Here is a 15,607-nt window from a genome sequence, read left to right as displayed (position 1 = left end):
GTGATGGCTGTGACTGCGTCAAATGGATATGGAACGGTCGATGTGTCTGCTCTGGACGCGGCTCTGAAAACTACGGATGCGGTGGTTTTGATCGATGTGCGCACGGCTGGTGAGTATCGGGGGGTGCATGTGCCCGGGGCGATCTCTGTGCCACTCGACGCGTTGAGTGTTGATGCGGTGCGTGAGCATGCTGGTGAGAATGACGAGGTGTATGTGATTTGCCAGTCGGGTGGGCGGGGTGCCAAAGCCTGCGAACTGCTCGCTAAGCAGGGGCTCGAGCGTGTGGTGAATGTGGAGGGCGGGACGTCGGCGTGGGTTTCGGCCGGCCTGCCGGTGGTGCGGGGCAAGGGGACGATCTCGATCATGAGGCAGGTGCAGATCGCGGCCGGTTCGCTGGTGCTGCTGGGTGTGACTGGCGGGTTTTTGATTCACCCGGGCTTCTTCGGGCTGTCGGGTTTTGTCGGCGCAGGGCTTCTGTTTGCGGGGCTGAGTGATACCTGCGGGATGGCGATTTTGCTGGCGAAGATGCCTTGGAATCGAGGACAGGGAGCGAGCTGCGCTAGCTGACCGAGAGTGTTGGGCGGTCGGCAGCCTCGGACATCAGGTGCATGGAGACCTGCGCGGCGAATTTATCGGTCACGGCGGTGAGTTCGCTGGCGAGTTGGTCGTCGGCGGTGAAGTTGGCGGTGGGGTCGCCGGCGTCGGCGTTGTAGCGGATGGCGGTGTTGATGGGGATCTGTCCGAGGAAGGGGACGCCGGCCTGCTGGGCCATGAGTTCGGCTCCGCCTTTGCCGAAGATGTCGTATTCCTTGCCGTCGTCGCCGATGAAGTAGCTCATGTTTTCAACGACGCCAAGGACTTCGATGCGCATCTGTCGGAACATGGCGATGGCTCGGCGGGCGTCGTCCTGAGCGACCTTCTGCGGGGTGCAGACGACGACAGCGCCGGTGAGCGGGAGGAGTTGGGCCATGGTGAGGGGGACATCGCCGGTGCCCGGGGGCAGGTCGATGATGAGGTAATCGAGTTCGCCCCACATGGTCTGGCTGATAAGCTGGCGGAAGGCGCCGTGAGCCATCGGTCCCCGCCAGATGAGGGGTTTTTCGTCTTCGACGAGCGAGCCGAGCGACATGGCGAAGACGCCATGAACATCGAAGGGCAGTAGGTTCTTACCTTCGGCTTTGGGTTCGAAGCGGTCGAGGCCGAGCATGGTCGGCAGGGAGGGGCCGTAGATGTCGCCATCGAGGATGCCGACGCGGGCACCGCGGCGGGCGAGGCCGATGGCGAGGTTGACGGAGACGGTTGATTTTCCGACACCCCCCTTCCCGGCCCCGACGGCGATGATGTGCTTGACGCCCGGCAGCAGGTCTTCCTTGGCGGGCTGGGCCTGCTGCTGATTTGGCTGAGGAGGGTTCTGGCCGGCGGCCTGGGTGAGGCCGGTGACGAATTCGATGTCGAGCTTCTGGACCTTGGGATCGAGTTTGGCGAGGGCCGTCATGATGCGTGACTTGAGCTCATCCTTGAGGGAGTCGTTGAGGGACGAGACCTTGATTTCGAGCGAGACGACGCCATCACAAGCGGCGACGTTTCGAACCATGTTGAGGGTGACGAGGTCGCGGTGGAGTTCGGGGTCCTGAACGGTCTTGAGGGCTTCCAGAACCTGCTCTTTGGTGGCGTACATGGGGGGTATCTCCTGAACTGGGATCCTAGGGGCGATGGGCGTCACGGGCGAATCCGAGAAATCTTTTTGGAGGCTGCAATGGGGAAGGGCTGAGGGCGTTGGGTTAGAGATGTCCGAACGCTAAGTGAAAGGATCGATAATGTCTCGGATGAACACACGAAACCTGCTGCTCGCTTCCGCTACGGCTCTGGTTCTGGGCGCAGGCGGCTTTGCGGTGATGCCGGCTCTGGCTCAGCAGGGACCGCCTCGGGGTCCGGGGATGAGTGAAACGGGTTGTCAGCACTGTGCCCATGGCATGCGTCCTGAGCGGGGACCTCGGAGGGAAGCCGGTTTTGACCGGAGAGTGCCTCGGGATGCGAGGGGATTCCGTGATGGCGGGCAGGTGTTCGGCATGGCGGAACCGGGTCGGCGTGGTCCGGCTTTTGGACGTGAACGTGAGCGTGAGCGGATGGGGCGTGGCGGCGAGCGTGGTGAAGGGCCGCGTGGCGTGAGTCGTGAAGGTCAGCACGGCGGTGAGTCTCGGAGTGTCTTGCGTGATCTGTTCCGGGACATCGAACTGAATGAGGATCAACGCGCCGAGATCATGGCATCGGCTCAGGCTTATCGCGCTGAGATGCAGGCCTGGCGGGAAGCGAATGCCGAGACGCTACGCGATCTTCAGGCCGAGGCGCGGGATGCGCGGGAGCTTGAAGACCGTGAGCAGATGGCGGCTTTGATGGCCGAGTACCGGGAGCTCCGCGAGAGTGCCCCGAAACTGGTGGATCAGCTGGAGTCGGTCAGGGATACCCTGACCGAGAGGCAGCAGACGATTTTCGATGAGAATCTGGAGATGCTGCGTGAGCGGTTCGAGCGCCGTCAGACCGAGGCTTTTGATCGGCGTGGTGAAGGCAGGCGGGATGGTGCTTCAAACCGCCGAGATCGCCGAGACCGCCCAGGTTTACGGGGCCCCAGAAGTGACGCTGGACCCGTTGCCGGGTTTGGACGACAAGCTGGGCAGGGGATGGGGATGGATGAGGAACGGCTGGAGCCGGATGGATCATTCAACCCTGAAAATTCTCGACGGGATGACCAACTGGATCTATAATTGATATGCGGAGCTTTGCTCCGTGCTCACCGGATAAGGTGGCGAGACACGGAACCCCGCAGGTCAGGCCTGTGGGGTTCTTTAATGCCGTGATGGCTTTGGTTTACTGGACGGTTCCCTCGGTCATGCTGAGGAAGGCGGCTTCAAGGCTGGCCTGTTCGGGTTTGAGTTCTGTCAGCTTGAGGCCGGCTTCGACCAGACAGCGGGCGATCTGTCCGATCGTTTCGGGGTGGTGGGCTTCGAGCTGGACGCGGATGCCGTCGGGATCGATGTCGGCTTTGACCACGCCAGACAGCCCCTGGAGGGCTCTGCGGGCGTCGTCGGATCGCTCGGCCACCTGGATCCGGAGGACGGCTCCGGTCTGAGAGCGTTCGAGCAGTTCCTGCTGGCTGCCGACGAAGCGGAGTTTGCCGCGTTCGATGATGCCGAACTGATTACAGAGCTCGGCCAGCTCCGGGAGGATGTGGGAGCTGATCAGGATGGTCTTGCCCATCCGGTGAAGCTCCTTAAGCAGCTCACGCATTTCGACACGCGCACGGGGGTCCAGCCCCGAAGCCGGCTCGTCGAGGAGGAGCAGCTTGGGGTCGTGCAGGAGGGCCCGGGCCACCGAGAGCCGTTGCTGCATGCCTCTGGAAAGGCCGTTGACTTCGGAGAGCGATTTGCCGGTCAGGCCGGTGAGTTCGAGGACATCACCAATCACCCGGCGGCGAGCTGCGCCGGTGATCTGGTAGGCGGCGGCGAAGAACTCGAGGTATTCGGTGACGGTGAGATCGGCGTAGGAGCCGAATGAATCTGGGACATAGGCGATGATCTTGCGGACTTCCTGGGCGTTGACCGGGCCAACGCTCAGGCCGTCGATGCGGGCCTCACCCCAGCTCGGTTTGAGGAGCGTGGCGAGGATCTTCATGGTCGTGGTCTTGCCGGCACCGTTGGGGCCGAGGAAACCGAAGGCGTCACCGGCTTCGACCTTGAGGTTGAGATGATCGAGGGCGACGAGGTCGCCGTATTTCTTGGTCAGGTTCTGGGTCTCGATCATGCTCATGGTGTGTTGGCTGCCTGTCTGGCTGTCGGGTTGAGATCATAGATCAGCCTGACGACGGTCATCCCCTGTGCGTCGATTGATCGCTGGTTGAGGCGCAGGTCGGCGGGAATCGCTGCGTCCTCCATCAAGCCGATGAGCATGAGGTGACCTGGGAGGAGTTGCTGGGAAAGATCCAGGATGCCGAGTTGTCCGGTCTGGATCACGGTCGCGCGGTCGCCCAGGTCCAGGGCGTGGAAGCGCGGGGCGGGCAGCAGGTCGTGGAAGGTGAGGACACGCATGGTGGCCAGGAGTCTGGGCCTGAGTGAGCTGGCGGTGGTCTGGAGCCAGCCGTCGCGTGTCGGAAAGACGGCGAGCTGGTTGCCGAGGTGTCCCTCGTTGCGGAGGCTGCGGGTTTCATCGAATCGGAGTACTCGCCGGCCGAGTCTCAGGGCCTGGGGTGACGTGCTGATCGTGAGGGGTTGTCCGGGGAGCCAGTCGCCGGGGATGTCCCAGACCAGAGCGCGTTCGGGGGTTTCTTCCAAAGGCAGGAAGATGGCCTGGAGGAAGCGGAGAGGTGCCGGTGCTTCGTGGAAGACCTCCCCGAGCGGCAGCCCGGCATCGAGTCTCAGGGTGTGGTGGAAGGTGGCGGCCCAGCCGAGGTCATCGAGTGGGCCGAGGGTTTCGTAGCGGATCATCCGAGAGGCGCCACGGGACGGCAGCAGGAGCCGATCGGGCTCGGTGGCGGAGACGGCGTAGGACTGGGTGTCGAGGAAGTCGATATCGCTGCTGCCCGGCCAGCCGGGAGAGGAGAGACGTGAAGCGAGGTCGGACTCAGCGGCGAAGGCTATCTCGGTGGTTCCAAAGTCGGGGGTGAAGATCGATGCCCAGCCGGATAGCCGTCCGAGTCGGTTCTGGGCATCAATGTCGATGACCGAGAGATGTTTGATTCTCGATTGTGTGGGTCCTGCAAAGGCGACCAGGGTCCAACTGGCGACGGCAAACAGAAGGGCAACTAAGGCAAAGCCGAGCCAGGTGTGCTGGGCGCGTTGACGTTGACGGAGCAGGTAGTCGCTGATGGGTCCTGCGGCGAGCCAGTAGGTCACGATGAGGATCAGCAGGACATTGAGCCAGATCCCGATGGAGCGGGTCAGGTCGGCGTAAGCGGAGAGGTTCTGATCGAGCTGGACCTTGTTGCGTACGGGGGAATCAGCGGAGCTCATCGAGCCTTCGCGGATGCCCTGTTCGATTAAGGCTTGCCTGAGCACGGGTGCCTGCCAGCCGAAAATATGGTGCCAGACACGGAAGCGCCCGTCATCGGCCACGATGCGCCTGAAAGAGGGATCGGTGATCTCGGCTCCGAGCATCGTGATCCGGCCGAGGCCTACGTTCCTGGCAACCAGCAGCGGTCGGCCGTCGGGCAGCGTTCCGAGCACCGAGGCATCCTCGGTGGGTTGGAGGGTTTGCAGGATGACGGGTGTCGGTTCGGGGCTGATCTGGCGGCCAAGCCAGCGAGGCGGTACGGCTTGAACCCGCTGAATCCCCGAGGGGACGACGGGCAGCAGGTCCCGGAGGCCGGTGGCGGTCCATGTTTGCCCGGCTGAGGGGAGCACGATGACGAGGTGACCGCCGCGCCTGATCCATTCGCGGAGCGCGTTCTGCTGCGCGAGTGTCCAGCCGGGTGAAGCGGGGTCGCCGCCGCCCGGTGCCCAGCAGATGGCATCGATCACGTCCAGACCGTGCGCTCGATCAGGCAGGTCCTCGAGGCCCAGCCCGGCGATCGGCTTAATGGGCTCGTGCCGGGTCACGGCATCAGTGAAGTCCTCGAGTCCGACCTGTCCGCTTGCGAGGACTAGGATGCGTTTGGCGATGCGGTCGGTGGGGTTGCCGGCTTCGACGGTGACCTCGGTCAGTGGGACGCCGGTCTCGTCGTCGTGGGCCTCGATGGTGATGCGCGTCTGGAAGAGCTGTGGCGGCATGCCGTAGAGCCAGGTGCTTAGCTCGCGGTTGGCATCGACAGTCACGACGCGTTCGTATCGGACTTCATCGCCATCGGCATCGTCGAGCGGTAGTGCCAATCGGACGGCGATGGGGCGTGGTCCGGTGTTCTCCAACTCCACGCGGACCGGCGACCAGAGCCCGGGATAGAGGTGCCCCTCGAAACCGAGCGAAGCCTGCTGGACATCGATACGGATCTCAGCGTGCAGACCGGTCGCTGCCGCCAAAAGGATCAGGCTTGCGGCAGCCAGCCGGCGGAGCCAGCGGGCGATGGTGGAACCGGTATTGGTAGAGGTTTGGGACGTGATAGGCAGATTCTAATCGTCTGATGGCGGCCTGGGGGCCCGATAAAGTCTGGCGGTGAGCGGTCGTTGTGAGAGCGTCGATAGTCAGAGGGTGTTTGATCACGTCACTCCCCTGATGCTGTTGGTGCTGGCGCTGCTAGGCATGGTCTTGGTCATGGCGAGTCTGAGCACGCTGACCAGCCACGTCCACCATCGGGTCCGCCGGCACAACCTGATCCGCGAGAGCAAGATCCAGCGAAACGAGTACCTGCGTTCGCTGATCGAGCGCCTGACCGAGGAGGGTAGCGTCGAGGTGATCGAGGACGGCACCGATGAAGACGACGAGACAGACGCTGCGGTTGAGGCAGAGGTGGACACAGGGCCATTGGCGATGCCCGAACCGCAGGACATCCCGCAGAAGGCCGCGGCCTAGTGCCATCGAGGCTGGTATGTTGCGGGGATGAGCAGACTCCTGATTCGTGGCGGGCACCTCATCGATCCAAAGAACGGGCGCGATGAGCCCGCAGACGTGCTGATTGTGGATGGCAGGGTGGTAAAATGCGGGACGATCCCCCCTTCTGAATCGGAGGGGACGCCGACGCTGGAGGCCAGCGGGCTGCTGGTATGTCCGGGTCTGATCGATGTCCATGTGCACCTTCGTGAGCCCGGGCAGGAGGCCAAAGAGACCATTGCAACTGGGGCGGCGGCGGCGGTGGCTGGTGGGTTCACCTCGATCTGCTGCATGCCGAATACCGTCCCTGCGATCGATGACGACGCGAGCATCGACTATGTCTACGAGCGGGCGAAGCAGTCGGGTCTGGCGAACGTGTTTCCGACAGGCTGCCTGACCAGGGGGCGAGAGGGAAAGGACCTTGCTGAGATCGGCCTGATGGCCAGGCATGGCGCGGTGGCCTTTACCGATGACGGGACGGGCGTGGCCTCAGCGAGCCTGATGGCCAAGGCCATGACCTATGTCGGGATGACCGGCCTGGCCGTGATGCAGCACTGTGAAGACCCGGACCTCGGCGGGGGGGCGATGAACGCTGGTGAACTCGCGACACAGCTTGGCCTGGCGGGCTGGCCCTCGCTGGCAGAGGACCTGATGATCCAGCGGGATCTGCTGATCGCCCGGTCGCAGGGCTACCGAACGCGTTGGCATGCGCAGCACATGACGACCGGTAGCGGCGCGGAGTTGCTGCGGCGGGCCAAGCACGATGCCGTTGAGCATCGTGATCGGATAACGGGTGAGGTGAGCCCGCATCACCTGTTGCTGACGGATGAGGCCTGCGCGGGGTATGACACGCTGGCGAAGATGAACCCGCCGTTGAGGACGCAGCGGGATATTGAGGAGCTTCGGTCTGCGGTGGCTGATGGCACGATCACGCTGTTGGCGACGGATCACGCGCCACACACCGCGGAGGAGAAGGCATTGGAGTTCGAGGATGCGCCGTATGGCATCATCGGGTTGGAATCGGCGTTGCCGCTCTATATCAGGGCGTTGATTGAGACGGAGACGATCGGCTGGCCACGGTTGATCGAGATGATGAGTTGGCGCGGCGCTGAGCTATGCAACCTCGAAAATCGCGGGCATCTCGGTGAGGGTGCGTTTGGTGACGTGACGCTGATCGATCCGGGTGAAAGCTGGACGATCGATGCGAGCCGTTTTGCGAGCAAGGCGAGGAACTGCCCGTTCGATGGCTGGTCGGTCAAAGGGCGAGCGATCGGGGTGGTGGTGGGTGGGGAGGTGAAGCTGCTGCGGGAGGTTGAGCGGCTGAAGCAGAGCGCAGGCGGTTTTGCGGTGGATGAGGCGGGGCTGGCTTCGTAGGGCTTGGTTATAGACACCCAATCATCGAAATGATGTCGAGATGCTGCACCATTCAGATTCTGACACTGGCAAGATCCCACTTACCTGGCCCGTCAATCATCGGTGACATCCAGTTCACCGTCCCCGGGTCTAGCAGTGGTTTCCTCGGATTGCTGGGTCTGACTGGTTTGCTCTATCGGCGTCGTTGACTTGGGCCGAAACTCTTCGTGGCGGATCTGGCCTCCTGTGTTGGCGACGTAGATCATGCCGGGCAGGCTCAGGATCGCGATAATCGCCCCGGGCCAGGCGATGTAGTGCTGCCACTGTGGTTTGAACCAGCGGGCCAGTACGCCAAGGGTTCCGAGTAAGGCGGCCAGGTAGACGACTTTGGCGTAGGTCTCTGCGTCGTCGTAGTGCTTCTGCATGATCTCCCAGGCGGCCTCATCAAGATAGGGCGCGATGCCGAGGCCCTGATGGGCGAGTTCTGTGGCGGTTTCGCCGGTCGACATGACAGCAGCAATGGACCAGCCGAAGACCACCAGCATCCACAGGCCGGTTTCGGTGCAGAGCCTGTTTCTGAACAAGAGCCCGACGAGGATCGGAATAGAGGCGGCGACCACACCGATCATGGGCACGTGGACAAGTGCGACGTGTAGGTGTGCGGCACTAAGATCCATGGTTGTTTCCTGGGCGCTGCCTGTCTGGCAGGGAATCACTCGGCCTGCGCGTTGCGGGCGAGGATGAGGTCGCAGAGTTCGCGGACGGCGCCGTACCCGCCCGAGCGTTCGAGCAGGAAGTCCGAAGCGTGGACGGCGGGTTCGTAAGCATCGGCCACGGCGACGCCGCAGCCGGCGGCGGCGAGGCAATCGACATCGTTCACGTCGTTGCCGACATAGACGAGTTCTTCGAGTGAGACACTTCTTTCCTCGGCCCACCGCTTGAGGACCGGGAGTTTGTCATCAATGCCCTGGATGCAATCGATGCCGATCTTGGTGCAGCGGGCTTGAACCACCGGATTGCGTTCTTTGGAGAGCACGCCGACGTGAACGCCCAAGTCTCGGAGCATCTGGAGGCCGAGGCCGTCGCTGCGGTCGCAGACGACGTGTTCCATACCGTCCTCGCGGACGATGACGCGGTTGTCGGTGAGGACGCCATCGAAGTCGCAGACCAGGGCTTTGACCTGAATGGGCAGCCTCTCGACACGGAGGGCGAGGTGGTCGGCGGAGCTTTCTGGGGATTCAGTCATGCTCTGACTCTAGTCGGTGCTGGATCAGGCTGCGCCGACGGCCTGTGGCTCACGTTCTTCGATCTCGGTTTCGTCGGGCGATTCGATACCGAGTTGAACCAGGGGTCCGTGAGGCTTGCGGGCTTCTTCGGCGAGCCGTTTGCCGGCAGCGGGGTTGGCGTAGGTGTTGAAGACCATGGCCTTGACGGTCCCCCAGAGCCCGCCGAAAGACGAGAAGGTGTGATCGACCGCGGAGGGTTCGTACCCGCAGTGGACCATGCACTGCTGGCAGGAAGGGTTGCCTGAGGCGCGGCCGTAATTGTCCCAATCGGTGGTGGACATGAGTTCGTCGAAGGTATCGACGTAGCCATCCTGAAGCAGGTAGCAGGGTTTCTGCCAGCCGAAGAGGTTGTAGGTGGGGTTGCCCCAGGGCGTGCACTCGTACTCGCGCTTACCCATGAGAAACTCGAGGAAGAGCGGGCTCTGGTTGAAGACCCAGCGCTTCTTGCGGTTGCTCAGCAGCGTCTCGAAGAACGTGTTGGTCTTCTGGCGTTCGGCCATGAAACTCTTCTGGTCGGGAGCTTTGGGGTAGGCATAGCCGGGTGAGACCATCATGCCCTCGACGCCGAGGTCCATCATCTCGTCGAAGAATCGGCGGAGCGAGTTGGGGTCGCCGCCTTCGAAGATGGTGGTGTTGGTGGTGACCCGGAAGCCCTGCTCGACGGCGAGCTTGATCCCGGCGTAGGCCTTCTGGAAGGTGCCTTCACGGCAGACGGCAAAGTCGTGATGCTCCTCCTGGCCGTCCATGTGAACGGAAAAGGTGAGGTACTTGCTGGGTTTGAAACGGCCTTCTTCGAGGGCCTGCTTGAGGAGGATCGCGTTGGTGCAGAGGTAGATGTACTTTTTGCGCTCGATCAGGCCTTCGACGATCTTCTCCATCTCGGGGTGGAGCAGCGGCTCGCCGCCGGGGATCGAGACCATCGGTGCGCCGCATTCATCGACCGCGGCGAGGCACTTTTCGACAGAGAGATTCTGCTTGAGGATGTGGGCGGGGTACTGGATCTTCCCGCAGCCGGCGCAGGAGAGGTTGCAGCGAAACAGCGGCTCGAGCATGAGCACGAGCGGGTAGCGCTTCCGGCCTTTGAGCTTCTGGCCGAGCACGTAGCTGGCCACGGTCCACATCTGCGAGAGGGGTACACCCATCCGTTGTCCTTACCACCGGCGTTGCATCCGGGAAATCGATGTCAGGTCGTTGACAGCCCCGCACATCGTATCCTCGCCGGGTGGCTTGTTTAGGTCAACTTCCACCAGCGGCTAGCATCTTGACGATGGATGAGTTCCGTATCAAGCATTGCGAAGCCGAGCACGGCTCGGGCTCTTTTCCCAAATACAGAGAGCTATCCGATGAGGAAGCCGAAGCAGTGGCCAGGTCACTGAAGCAGAGGCTGCTCATCGAACTCGATCCGGCTCTGTACGCGGATCAAGTTGATTGGCTCAGATCATGCCGGCACGCGAATGGTCAAGACGCGAGTCGCGATGATTTTGATCTGGATGCATGCATGAACGAACTTGGTCTGAGCATGACAGATCACTGCTTCTGGATCTATCTCGGCACGCCTGACCGTTTTTTCGAGCTGCAGTCTCGCGAGGTCTCAGTTCACTTCGATGATCTGTTTTATCCGGGCCCGGATGATGTGATCATCTGTCCGACGGACGTGCACTGGGCGATTCACGTGCATCACGAAGGCGACATCTACTATGCAACAGTTTGAAGCATGCTCTTTGCCTGACCACAGAGTGACCTGGCAGCAGCGATCTGACAATGTCGGTCCTCCCGCAGTGGGGATTGCAAAGACGCCTCTGGGACGGGTTCGGGTCGTGCTGTATGGGTCGGTGATCGTGGCTTTCGATCTGCTGGATCATGGTCGCGAGTGTGGCCCTCTGCCGGATAGCTTTGAGGAAGATGACCAAGCTGCTCAGATGGTGATGACGTCCGTTTTCGGTGAGGAGCCTGCTGTCTTCGAGGTGGCCCCCGAGGGCACAGCTTTTCAGCAAGCGGTCTGGCGTGAGCTGCTGCGGATTCCGTATGGCAGCACGATCACGTACGGCGAGGTCGCCAGGCGTCTCGGGCGGACGCCCTCTGCGGCGAGAGCAGTCGGGGGTGCGGTCGGGTCCAATCCTATCGCGATCCTCATCCCCTGCCATCGGGTGATGGGGGCCGCAAATAAGCTCACTGGCTTTGGCTGGGGTCTTGAGCGTAAGGAGTGGATGCTCAGGGCCGAGGGTGCCTTGCTGATTTAGCCGGGTTCAGGCTTCGGCTTCGAGGGCGTGCCGTTTGAGGTCTTCGAGTTCGACGAACTCCAGCGCTGAGATGTGCGTGGCTTCGAGAACGACGGGCGGCGCGACGCCGGCGTCCATGGCCTGCTTCCAGCGTTCGACGCAGAGGCACCAGCGGTCGCCGGGCTTGAGGCCTGGGAAGCGGTACTCGGGTCGGGGTGTGGAGAGGTCGTTGCCGACGGTGATCGAGTAGTCGAGAAACTCTTGGGTCACCCGGGAGCAGACCGTGTGCATGCCGATGTCGTCGGGGCCGGTCCGACAGCACCCATCACGGTAGAAACCGGTCAGCGGGTCCTTGGAGCAAGGCTCGAGGGGTTGGTTGAGTACGTTGGTCGCCATACAACCATCCTATGCAAGTTATCACGAAAGCGTAATTTGTCTCCCCTTACAACCACGCACGCCAGGCTTTACCCTGAAAACCCGCCCGGCATCAGGAGTCTCGGCCCGCTCTTCCTCGGTGATCCCGACCGAGGCGGTGGTGATGATGAGGTCATCCAGTTTCTCCCCTGCGAAGCAGCAGCTGGTGACACGGCTGGCAGGGACATCGAGGGTGTGGAGGAGTTCCCCGGTTTCGCCATGGAAGCGCCTGAGGCAGGAACCGCCCCAGAAGGCGACCCAGGCGTGGCCCTCGGCGTCGAGCGTCATGCCGTCGGGGCCGCCCTGTTCGGCTGGTATCTCGACCAGCGGTCGACGGTTGCTGATCTCGCCGGTCTCGTGGTCGTAATCGAAGCAGTCGACGCGATGGGTCGTGGTGTCGATGTAGTACATCCGCTGGAGGTCCTGCGACCAGTCCAACCCGTTAGAGATGCCGACACCATCTAGCACTTTGGTTAGGCCGACCTTCGGGTCCCAGCGGTACAGCGAGCCGGGCCCCGCCGAGGCTTTCATGGGCATGGAGCCGACCCAGAACCGCCCTGCCGGATCGGGTTTGCCGTCGTTGAAGCGGTGATCGGGCTGAGCGGCAAGCACATCGGAGATGGACTCGACTTCGCCGGTTGACCAGTCGTAGAGCGACAGCCCGTCCTCATGAGCGAGCATCCAGCGGCCATCGCTGCACGGGGCGACCGTGCCGAGTTGTTTCGCAACGACGCGTTGTTTGTGCGTCATAGAGACGGGGTCGTAACGGCAGAAGGCATCCCGAGAGATATCGACCCACCAGTAGACGTTGTCGTGGTAGACAGGGCCTTCGGCGAGGGCGGCGATGGGCTGATTGTTGAGGGCTTGCATGGAAAGAGTCTAAACCCGGGAAGATGGAGAGGCACCGAGCCGTGCCGGCTCAGGCATCCATGCAAGACGTTGATCCGCTCGAATCGGGGCGACTGGATTTGAACCAGCGACCTCCACACCCCCAGTATGGCGCGCTACCAAGCTGCGCTACGCCCCGAGCATCCCCCTTGCGGGAGCCACGTAGCGTAGCCGATGCCAGCGGTTCCGCAAGCAGAGCCCCCGGATTCGCCCTAAACCCAAGCCTGGACGGTGTTAGAATGCGATTGGTTATCCCATATTGACCAAGAGAGGCAAGACGTGGCTCACGCGGCCATTGGCACCGATCCGGTTTCCAGCGTCGATCGACCCAAAGGGTCGCGTGAGACGGTGCGGCTGATCAGCATCGCCGGGCCACGGCCCATCGACGAGCCGCTCACGGAAGACCAGCCCATCACCCTCGGGCGGCGTGCTGGGAACACGATCCAGCTCATCGAGACGGACTCAGTCTCCCGCGAACACGCGATGCTGCTGTCGGAGAAGGTGGGCGGGACGCACAGATGGTTTCTGGTCGACCGAGGGAGCCGACACGGCACCCGGCTCAACGGCATCCGGCTCAAGCCGGACCAGCGGTATCCCATCGAGCCCGATGATCTGATCGAGCTGTCGCCCTGGGTGTTTCAGGTGATCCAGCCGGGTCGGAGGAAGCCCGAGAGCCAGCTTTCGAAGACCTTCGACGACACGACCCATCATCAGGCGGGACAGATCACGCTGATCGATCCGGACGGGCCTGAGAAACAGGCACGCGGACAGTCGCCGGGTGCGGGTGCGGGCTGGATGAACCTGCTGCTCAGCTGCGCGGAGGCGATCCACGAGGCCGATGACGAACAAACGCTGGCGGCCACCGTGCTGGATGCAGCGGTTAAGGGCACCGGCTACAGCAATGCCGCCATCCTGCGTCCGATGCCCAACGATGGCGAGGTTCACGTGGTCGCTGCCAGAGGGAGCTTCGCCGAGCAACAGGGTGGGCCGAGTTTCAGCCGTTCGCTGATCCGACGCTCGGCCAGCGAGGGGCTGCCTTCCCGTCTGACCCGGCAGCAGTCCGGCACCGACCTCGCGGTGAGTGTGCTGGAACTGAACATCGATGAGGCACTCTGCGTCCCGCTTAAGCTCGGTACGACCGTCGCAGGGTTTCTGTATCTCGATCAACGAGCCGAAGGGAAAGCCGGTGGTTCCCGGCCAGCGGGAAGGACCAGCCAATACGCCACCGAGTTCGCCGTGCGGTTGGGCCAGTTTGCGGCGTTAGCGCTATCTAATCTCATGCGTCTCGACCTGCAGAAGCGATACAGCCGAGTCGAGAGTGATCTGGCCGCCGCGGCCGAAGCCCAGGCATTTGTGCTGCCCGAGGCCACCGGCAAGCTCGGACGGGTGACCTACTCGGGCGCAAGCCGTCCGGGTCGGATCGTGTCGGGTGATTTTTTTGATGTCATCTCGCTCGATGACCACCAACTGGTACTGACGCTGGGCGATGTCGCAGGCAAGGGTGTCGCCGCATCGGTCCTGATGACGGCCTCTCAGGGTTACGTGCATGCTGCCTTCCGTCATACCGCCGACCCCGCGCGCGTGGCCGAAGCCCTCAACGGTTTTCTCCAGGACCGCTGCGCCGACCACCGGTTCGTGACCTTCTGGGCGGGGCTGATCGACCTCAAGGCAGAAACACTTACCTACGTCGATGCCGGTCACGGCTATGCGTTGCTCCAGCGTCCAAGTGGGGAACTCCTTGAGCTCAATGACCACGGCGGTCCACCCATCGGCGTGGCACCTTCCATCGAATACCGGAGTGCAGAGATCGAGATCAGGTCGGGTGGGCGTCTGGTGGTGGTGAGTGACGGCCTCGTCGAGCAGCAGGCCAAGCCGGATGAATCCGGGGCCGCGGAGGAGTTCGGGTTCACCAGGCTCAAGGAAGTGCTTGGGCATACACCGGAGGATGCCTCCGTTGTGGACGCCATCTTCCAGGCGGTCGTTGAACACGCAGGCCGTGACACGCTGGCCGACGACGCCACGGTCGTCAGCGCGAGCTGGTATTAAGAGCTGGTATCCAGGGTTTTATCCGTAAACGCTGCTGCATCCTCTCGGGTGCAGCAACGGCTCCTCTAGGGGTGACCTCCCCGGTCGCCCACTAGTAGCTACGCAGGCATCTGGCGGAACCTGCAGAAAACCGGCCGCAGAATTAGGCCGGTTTGTCGCCTCGATAGAGCATCGCCACCCCAAAGGTCAAGGGCTTGCTGATGACCGCTTCAAAGCCGGCTTTGGTCATCTCGGCGACGAGGGCTTCGCGGTCCAGAAATGTGGCAACACTCGCGGGCAGATACTTGTACGCGTTGACTCGGTCCCTCGCGATGGCCGCGGCGGTGCGGGGCATGATGACCTCGCAGTAGAGCCGGTTAGCCCAGCGAATCGGTGGGAACGTCGGCGTCGAAAATTCGAGGATCACCAGCCGTCCCCCGGGCTTGAGCACGCGATAGAACTCGGCCAGTGCCCGCTCGGGTCGATCGACGTTGCGGATCCCAAAGGCAATGCTGGCGATGTCGAAGCTGGCATCGGTGACGGGGAGCCGTGTGGCGTCGCCGGTGACATAGGCGGGCTGGGTGCCCCGGGTGGTTTTCTTTGCGATGGCCCGATCGAGCAACTCCGGAGTGAAATCGACACCCATCACCCGTGTTCCGGCACGGCTGAAGGCCAGAGCCACATCGCCGGTGCCGGTTGCGACATCGAGCACGGACTCGCCGGCCCGGGGCTTGGCCAATCGAACCAGCGACCTGCGCCAAAGCTGGTCGATGCCAAATGAATGCAGCCGGTTGTTCAGGTCGTACTTCGGTGCGATCGCTGCGAACATCGAGCGGACCTTCGCGGCCTTGTCGGTGTCACGATGGGGGTTACTGAGTTGCTGATCCTGCCAACCGGTCTCTGCCATGG

Annotated in this window: 16 protein-coding genes and 1 tRNA gene; 7 read left to right on the top strand and 10 right to left on the bottom strand. The window is 62.6% G+C overall.

The window, feature by feature from the left end:
• Positions 1–3 precede the first annotated feature (3 nt).
• Positions 4–567, top strand: coding sequence for a rhodanese-like domain-containing protein (locus ACQZAB_RS11970; protein ID WP_428389755.1), 564 nt, complete (start codon positions 4–6; stop codon positions 565–567).
• Here the strand turns inward: ACQZAB_RS11970 and ACQZAB_RS11965 are convergent.
• Complete coding sequence (locus tag ACQZAB_RS11965; protein WP_428389754.1) at positions 560–1,678, bottom strand: Mrp/NBP35 family ATP-binding protein; 1,119 nt, start codon at positions 1,676–1,678, stop codon at positions 560–562. The genes ACQZAB_RS11970 and ACQZAB_RS11965 overlap by 8 nt on opposite strands.
• Before the next feature lie 148 nt (positions 1,679–1,826).
• Between ACQZAB_RS11965 and ACQZAB_RS11960 the strand changes: the two genes are divergently transcribed.
• Positions 1,827–2,762, top strand: a complete 936-nt coding sequence (locus ACQZAB_RS11960) for a hypothetical protein (protein ID WP_428389753.1) — start codon at positions 1,827–1,829, stop codon at positions 2,760–2,762.
• Between the two features lie 103 nt (positions 2,763–2,865).
• Here ACQZAB_RS11960 and ACQZAB_RS11955 read toward each other — a convergent pair whose 3' ends face one another.
• The gene (locus ACQZAB_RS11955; protein WP_428389752.1) at positions 2,866–3,798 is read right to left on the bottom strand and encodes an ABC transporter ATP-binding protein; all 933 of its coding nucleotides are present in this window, start codon (positions 3,796–3,798) and stop codon (positions 2,866–2,868) included.
• 2 nt (positions 3,799–3,800) lie between these two features.
• The gene (locus tag ACQZAB_RS11950; RefSeq protein ID WP_428389751.1) at positions 3,801–6,005 is read right to left on the bottom strand and encodes a hypothetical protein; all 2,205 of its coding nucleotides are present in this window, start codon (positions 6,003–6,005) and stop codon (positions 3,801–3,803) included.
• A gap of 169 nt (positions 6,006–6,174) precedes the next feature.
• Here ACQZAB_RS11950 and ACQZAB_RS11945 point away from each other — a divergent pair, with 169 nt between their 5' ends.
• Both ACQZAB_RS11945 and ACQZAB_RS11940 read left to right on the top strand, forming a co-directional pair.
• Positions 6,175–6,495 (top strand): hypothetical protein, encoded by a 321-nt coding sequence (locus ACQZAB_RS11945; protein WP_428389750.1) that lies wholly within the window; start codon positions 6,175–6,177, stop codon positions 6,493–6,495.
• A 27-nt stretch (positions 6,496–6,522) separates the two neighbouring features.
• Positions 6,523–7,887, top strand: a complete 1,365-nt coding sequence (locus tag ACQZAB_RS11940) for a dihydroorotase (RefSeq protein WP_428389749.1) — start codon at positions 6,523–6,525, stop codon at positions 7,885–7,887.
• 92 nt (positions 7,888–7,979) lie between these two features.
• On the opposite strand, the gene ACQZAB_RS11935 is transcribed toward ACQZAB_RS11940, so the two are convergent.
• From ACQZAB_RS11935 to hpnH, 3 genes are all read right to left on the bottom strand, one after another.
• Entirely contained in the window at positions 7,980–8,495 is a 516-nt protein-coding gene (locus tag ACQZAB_RS11935; protein ID WP_428389748.1) for a hypothetical protein, read from the bottom strand.
• An 83-nt stretch (positions 8,496–8,578) separates the two neighbouring features.
• Positions 8,579–9,112, bottom strand: coding sequence for a KdsC family phosphatase (locus tag ACQZAB_RS11930; RefSeq protein ID WP_428389747.1), 534 nt, complete (start codon positions 9,110–9,112; stop codon positions 8,579–8,581).
• A gap of 24 nt (positions 9,113–9,136) precedes the next feature.
• Complete coding sequence (hpnH, locus tag ACQZAB_RS11925) at positions 9,137–10,294, bottom strand: adenosyl-hopene transferase HpnH (protein ID WP_428389746.1); 1,158 nt, start codon at positions 10,292–10,294, stop codon at positions 9,137–9,139.
• A gap of 125 nt (positions 10,295–10,419) precedes the next feature.
• On the opposite strand from hpnH, the gene ACQZAB_RS11920 reads away from it, so the two are divergent.
• Together ACQZAB_RS11920 and ACQZAB_RS11915 are read left to right on the top strand one after the other, a co-directional pair.
• Entirely contained in the window at positions 10,420–10,863 is a 444-nt protein-coding gene (locus ACQZAB_RS11920; protein WP_428389745.1) for a hypothetical protein, read from the top strand.
• Positions 10,850–11,392 carry a methylated-DNA--[protein]-cysteine S-methyltransferase gene (locus ACQZAB_RS11915; protein ID WP_428389744.1) on the top strand — a complete coding sequence of 181 codons (543 nt, stop codon included), beginning with the start codon at positions 10,850–10,852 and terminating at the stop codon, positions 11,390–11,392. Before ACQZAB_RS11920 ends, ACQZAB_RS11915 begins: the two co-directional genes overlap by 14 nt.
• Before the next feature lie 6 nt (positions 11,393–11,398).
• Here the strand turns inward: ACQZAB_RS11915 and ACQZAB_RS11910 are convergent, their stop codons facing one another.
• The 3 genes from ACQZAB_RS11910 to ACQZAB_RS11900 form a co-directional block, all read right to left on the bottom strand.
• Positions 11,399–11,767 carry a DUF2237 family protein gene (locus ACQZAB_RS11910; protein ID WP_428389743.1) on the bottom strand — a complete coding sequence of 123 codons (369 nt, stop codon included), beginning with the start codon at positions 11,765–11,767 and terminating at the stop codon, positions 11,399–11,401.
• A gap of 21 nt (positions 11,768–11,788) precedes the next feature.
• Positions 11,789–12,655: an SMP-30/gluconolactonase/LRE family protein gene (locus ACQZAB_RS11905; protein ID WP_428389742.1), complete on the bottom strand. Its 867-nt coding sequence runs from the start codon at positions 12,653–12,655 to the stop codon at positions 11,789–11,791.
• An 83-nt stretch (positions 12,656–12,738) separates the two neighbouring features.
• Positions 12,739–12,812 (bottom strand) — tRNA-Pro (locus tag ACQZAB_RS11900).
• 140 nt (positions 12,813–12,952) lie between these two features.
• On the opposite strand from ACQZAB_RS11900, the gene ACQZAB_RS11895 reads away from it, so the two are divergent.
• The gene (locus ACQZAB_RS11895; protein WP_428389741.1) at positions 12,953–14,719 is read left to right on the top strand and encodes a SpoIIE family protein phosphatase; all 1,767 of its coding nucleotides are present in this window, start codon (positions 12,953–12,955) and stop codon (positions 14,717–14,719) included.
• A gap of 142 nt (positions 14,720–14,861) precedes the next feature.
• On the opposite strand, the gene ubiE is transcribed toward ACQZAB_RS11895, so the two are convergent.
• On the bottom strand, positions 14,862–15,605 hold the full coding sequence (gene ubiE, locus ACQZAB_RS11890; RefSeq protein ID WP_428389740.1) for a bifunctional demethylmenaquinone methyltransferase/2-methoxy-6-polyprenyl-1,4-benzoquinol methylase UbiE: 744 nt from the start codon (positions 15,603–15,605) through the stop codon (positions 14,862–14,864).
• Positions 15,606–15,607: the final 2 nt, after the last annotated feature.

The organism is Mucisphaera sp. (assembly GCF_965279675.1).
Lineage (GTDB): Bacteria > Planctomycetota > Phycisphaerae > Phycisphaerales > Phycisphaeraceae > Mucisphaera.
The sequence above is the reverse complement of the archived record's forward strand: the minus strand, read 5'-3'. Positions and strand labels throughout refer to the sequence as shown.

Excerpts from the sequence above, each read along its gene's own strand:
- ACQZAB_RS11970 (WP_428389755.1), top strand. The coding sequence starts at position 4 with ATGGCTGTGACTGCGTCAAATGGATATGGAACGGTCGATGTGTCTGCT.
- ACQZAB_RS11965 (WP_428389754.1), bottom strand. The coding sequence starts at position 1,678 with ATGTACGCCACCAAAGAGCAGGTTCTGGAAGCCCTCAAGACCGTTCAG.
- ACQZAB_RS11960 (WP_428389753.1), top strand. The coding sequence starts at position 1,827 with ATGAACACACGAAACCTGCTGCTCGCTTCCGCTACGGCTCTGGTTCTG.
- ACQZAB_RS11955 (WP_428389752.1), bottom strand. The coding sequence starts at position 3,798 with ATGATCGAGACCCAGAACCTGACCAAGAAATACGGCGACCTCGTCGCC.
- ACQZAB_RS11940 (WP_428389749.1), top strand. The coding sequence starts at position 6,523 with ATGAGCAGACTCCTGATTCGTGGCGGGCACCTCATCGATCCAAAGAAC.
- ACQZAB_RS11935 (WP_428389748.1), bottom strand. The coding sequence starts at position 8,495 with ATGATCGGTGTGGTCGCCGCCTCTATTCCGATCCTCGTCGGGCTCTTG.
- ACQZAB_RS11930 (WP_428389747.1), bottom strand. The coding sequence starts at position 9,112 with ATGACTGAATCCCCAGAAAGCTCCGCCGACCACCTCGCCCTCCGTGTC.
- hpnH (WP_428389746.1), bottom strand. The coding sequence starts at position 10,294 with ATGGGTGTACCCCTCTCGCAGATGTGGACCGTGGCCAGCTACGTGCTC.
- ACQZAB_RS11920 (WP_428389745.1), top strand. The coding sequence starts at position 10,420 with ATGGATGAGTTCCGTATCAAGCATTGCGAAGCCGAGCACGGCTCGGGC.
- ACQZAB_RS11915 (WP_428389744.1), top strand. The coding sequence starts at position 10,850 with ATGCAACAGTTTGAAGCATGCTCTTTGCCTGACCACAGAGTGACCTGG.
- ACQZAB_RS11910 (WP_428389743.1), bottom strand. The coding sequence starts at position 11,767 with ATGGCGACCAACGTACTCAACCAACCCCTCGAGCCTTGCTCCAAGGAC.
- ACQZAB_RS11905 (WP_428389742.1), bottom strand. The coding sequence starts at position 12,655 with ATGCAAGCCCTCAACAATCAGCCCATCGCCGCCCTCGCCGAAGGCCCT.
- ubiE (WP_428389740.1), bottom strand. The coding sequence starts at position 15,605 with ATGGCAGAGACCGGTTGGCAGGATCAGCAACTCAGTAACCCCCATCGT.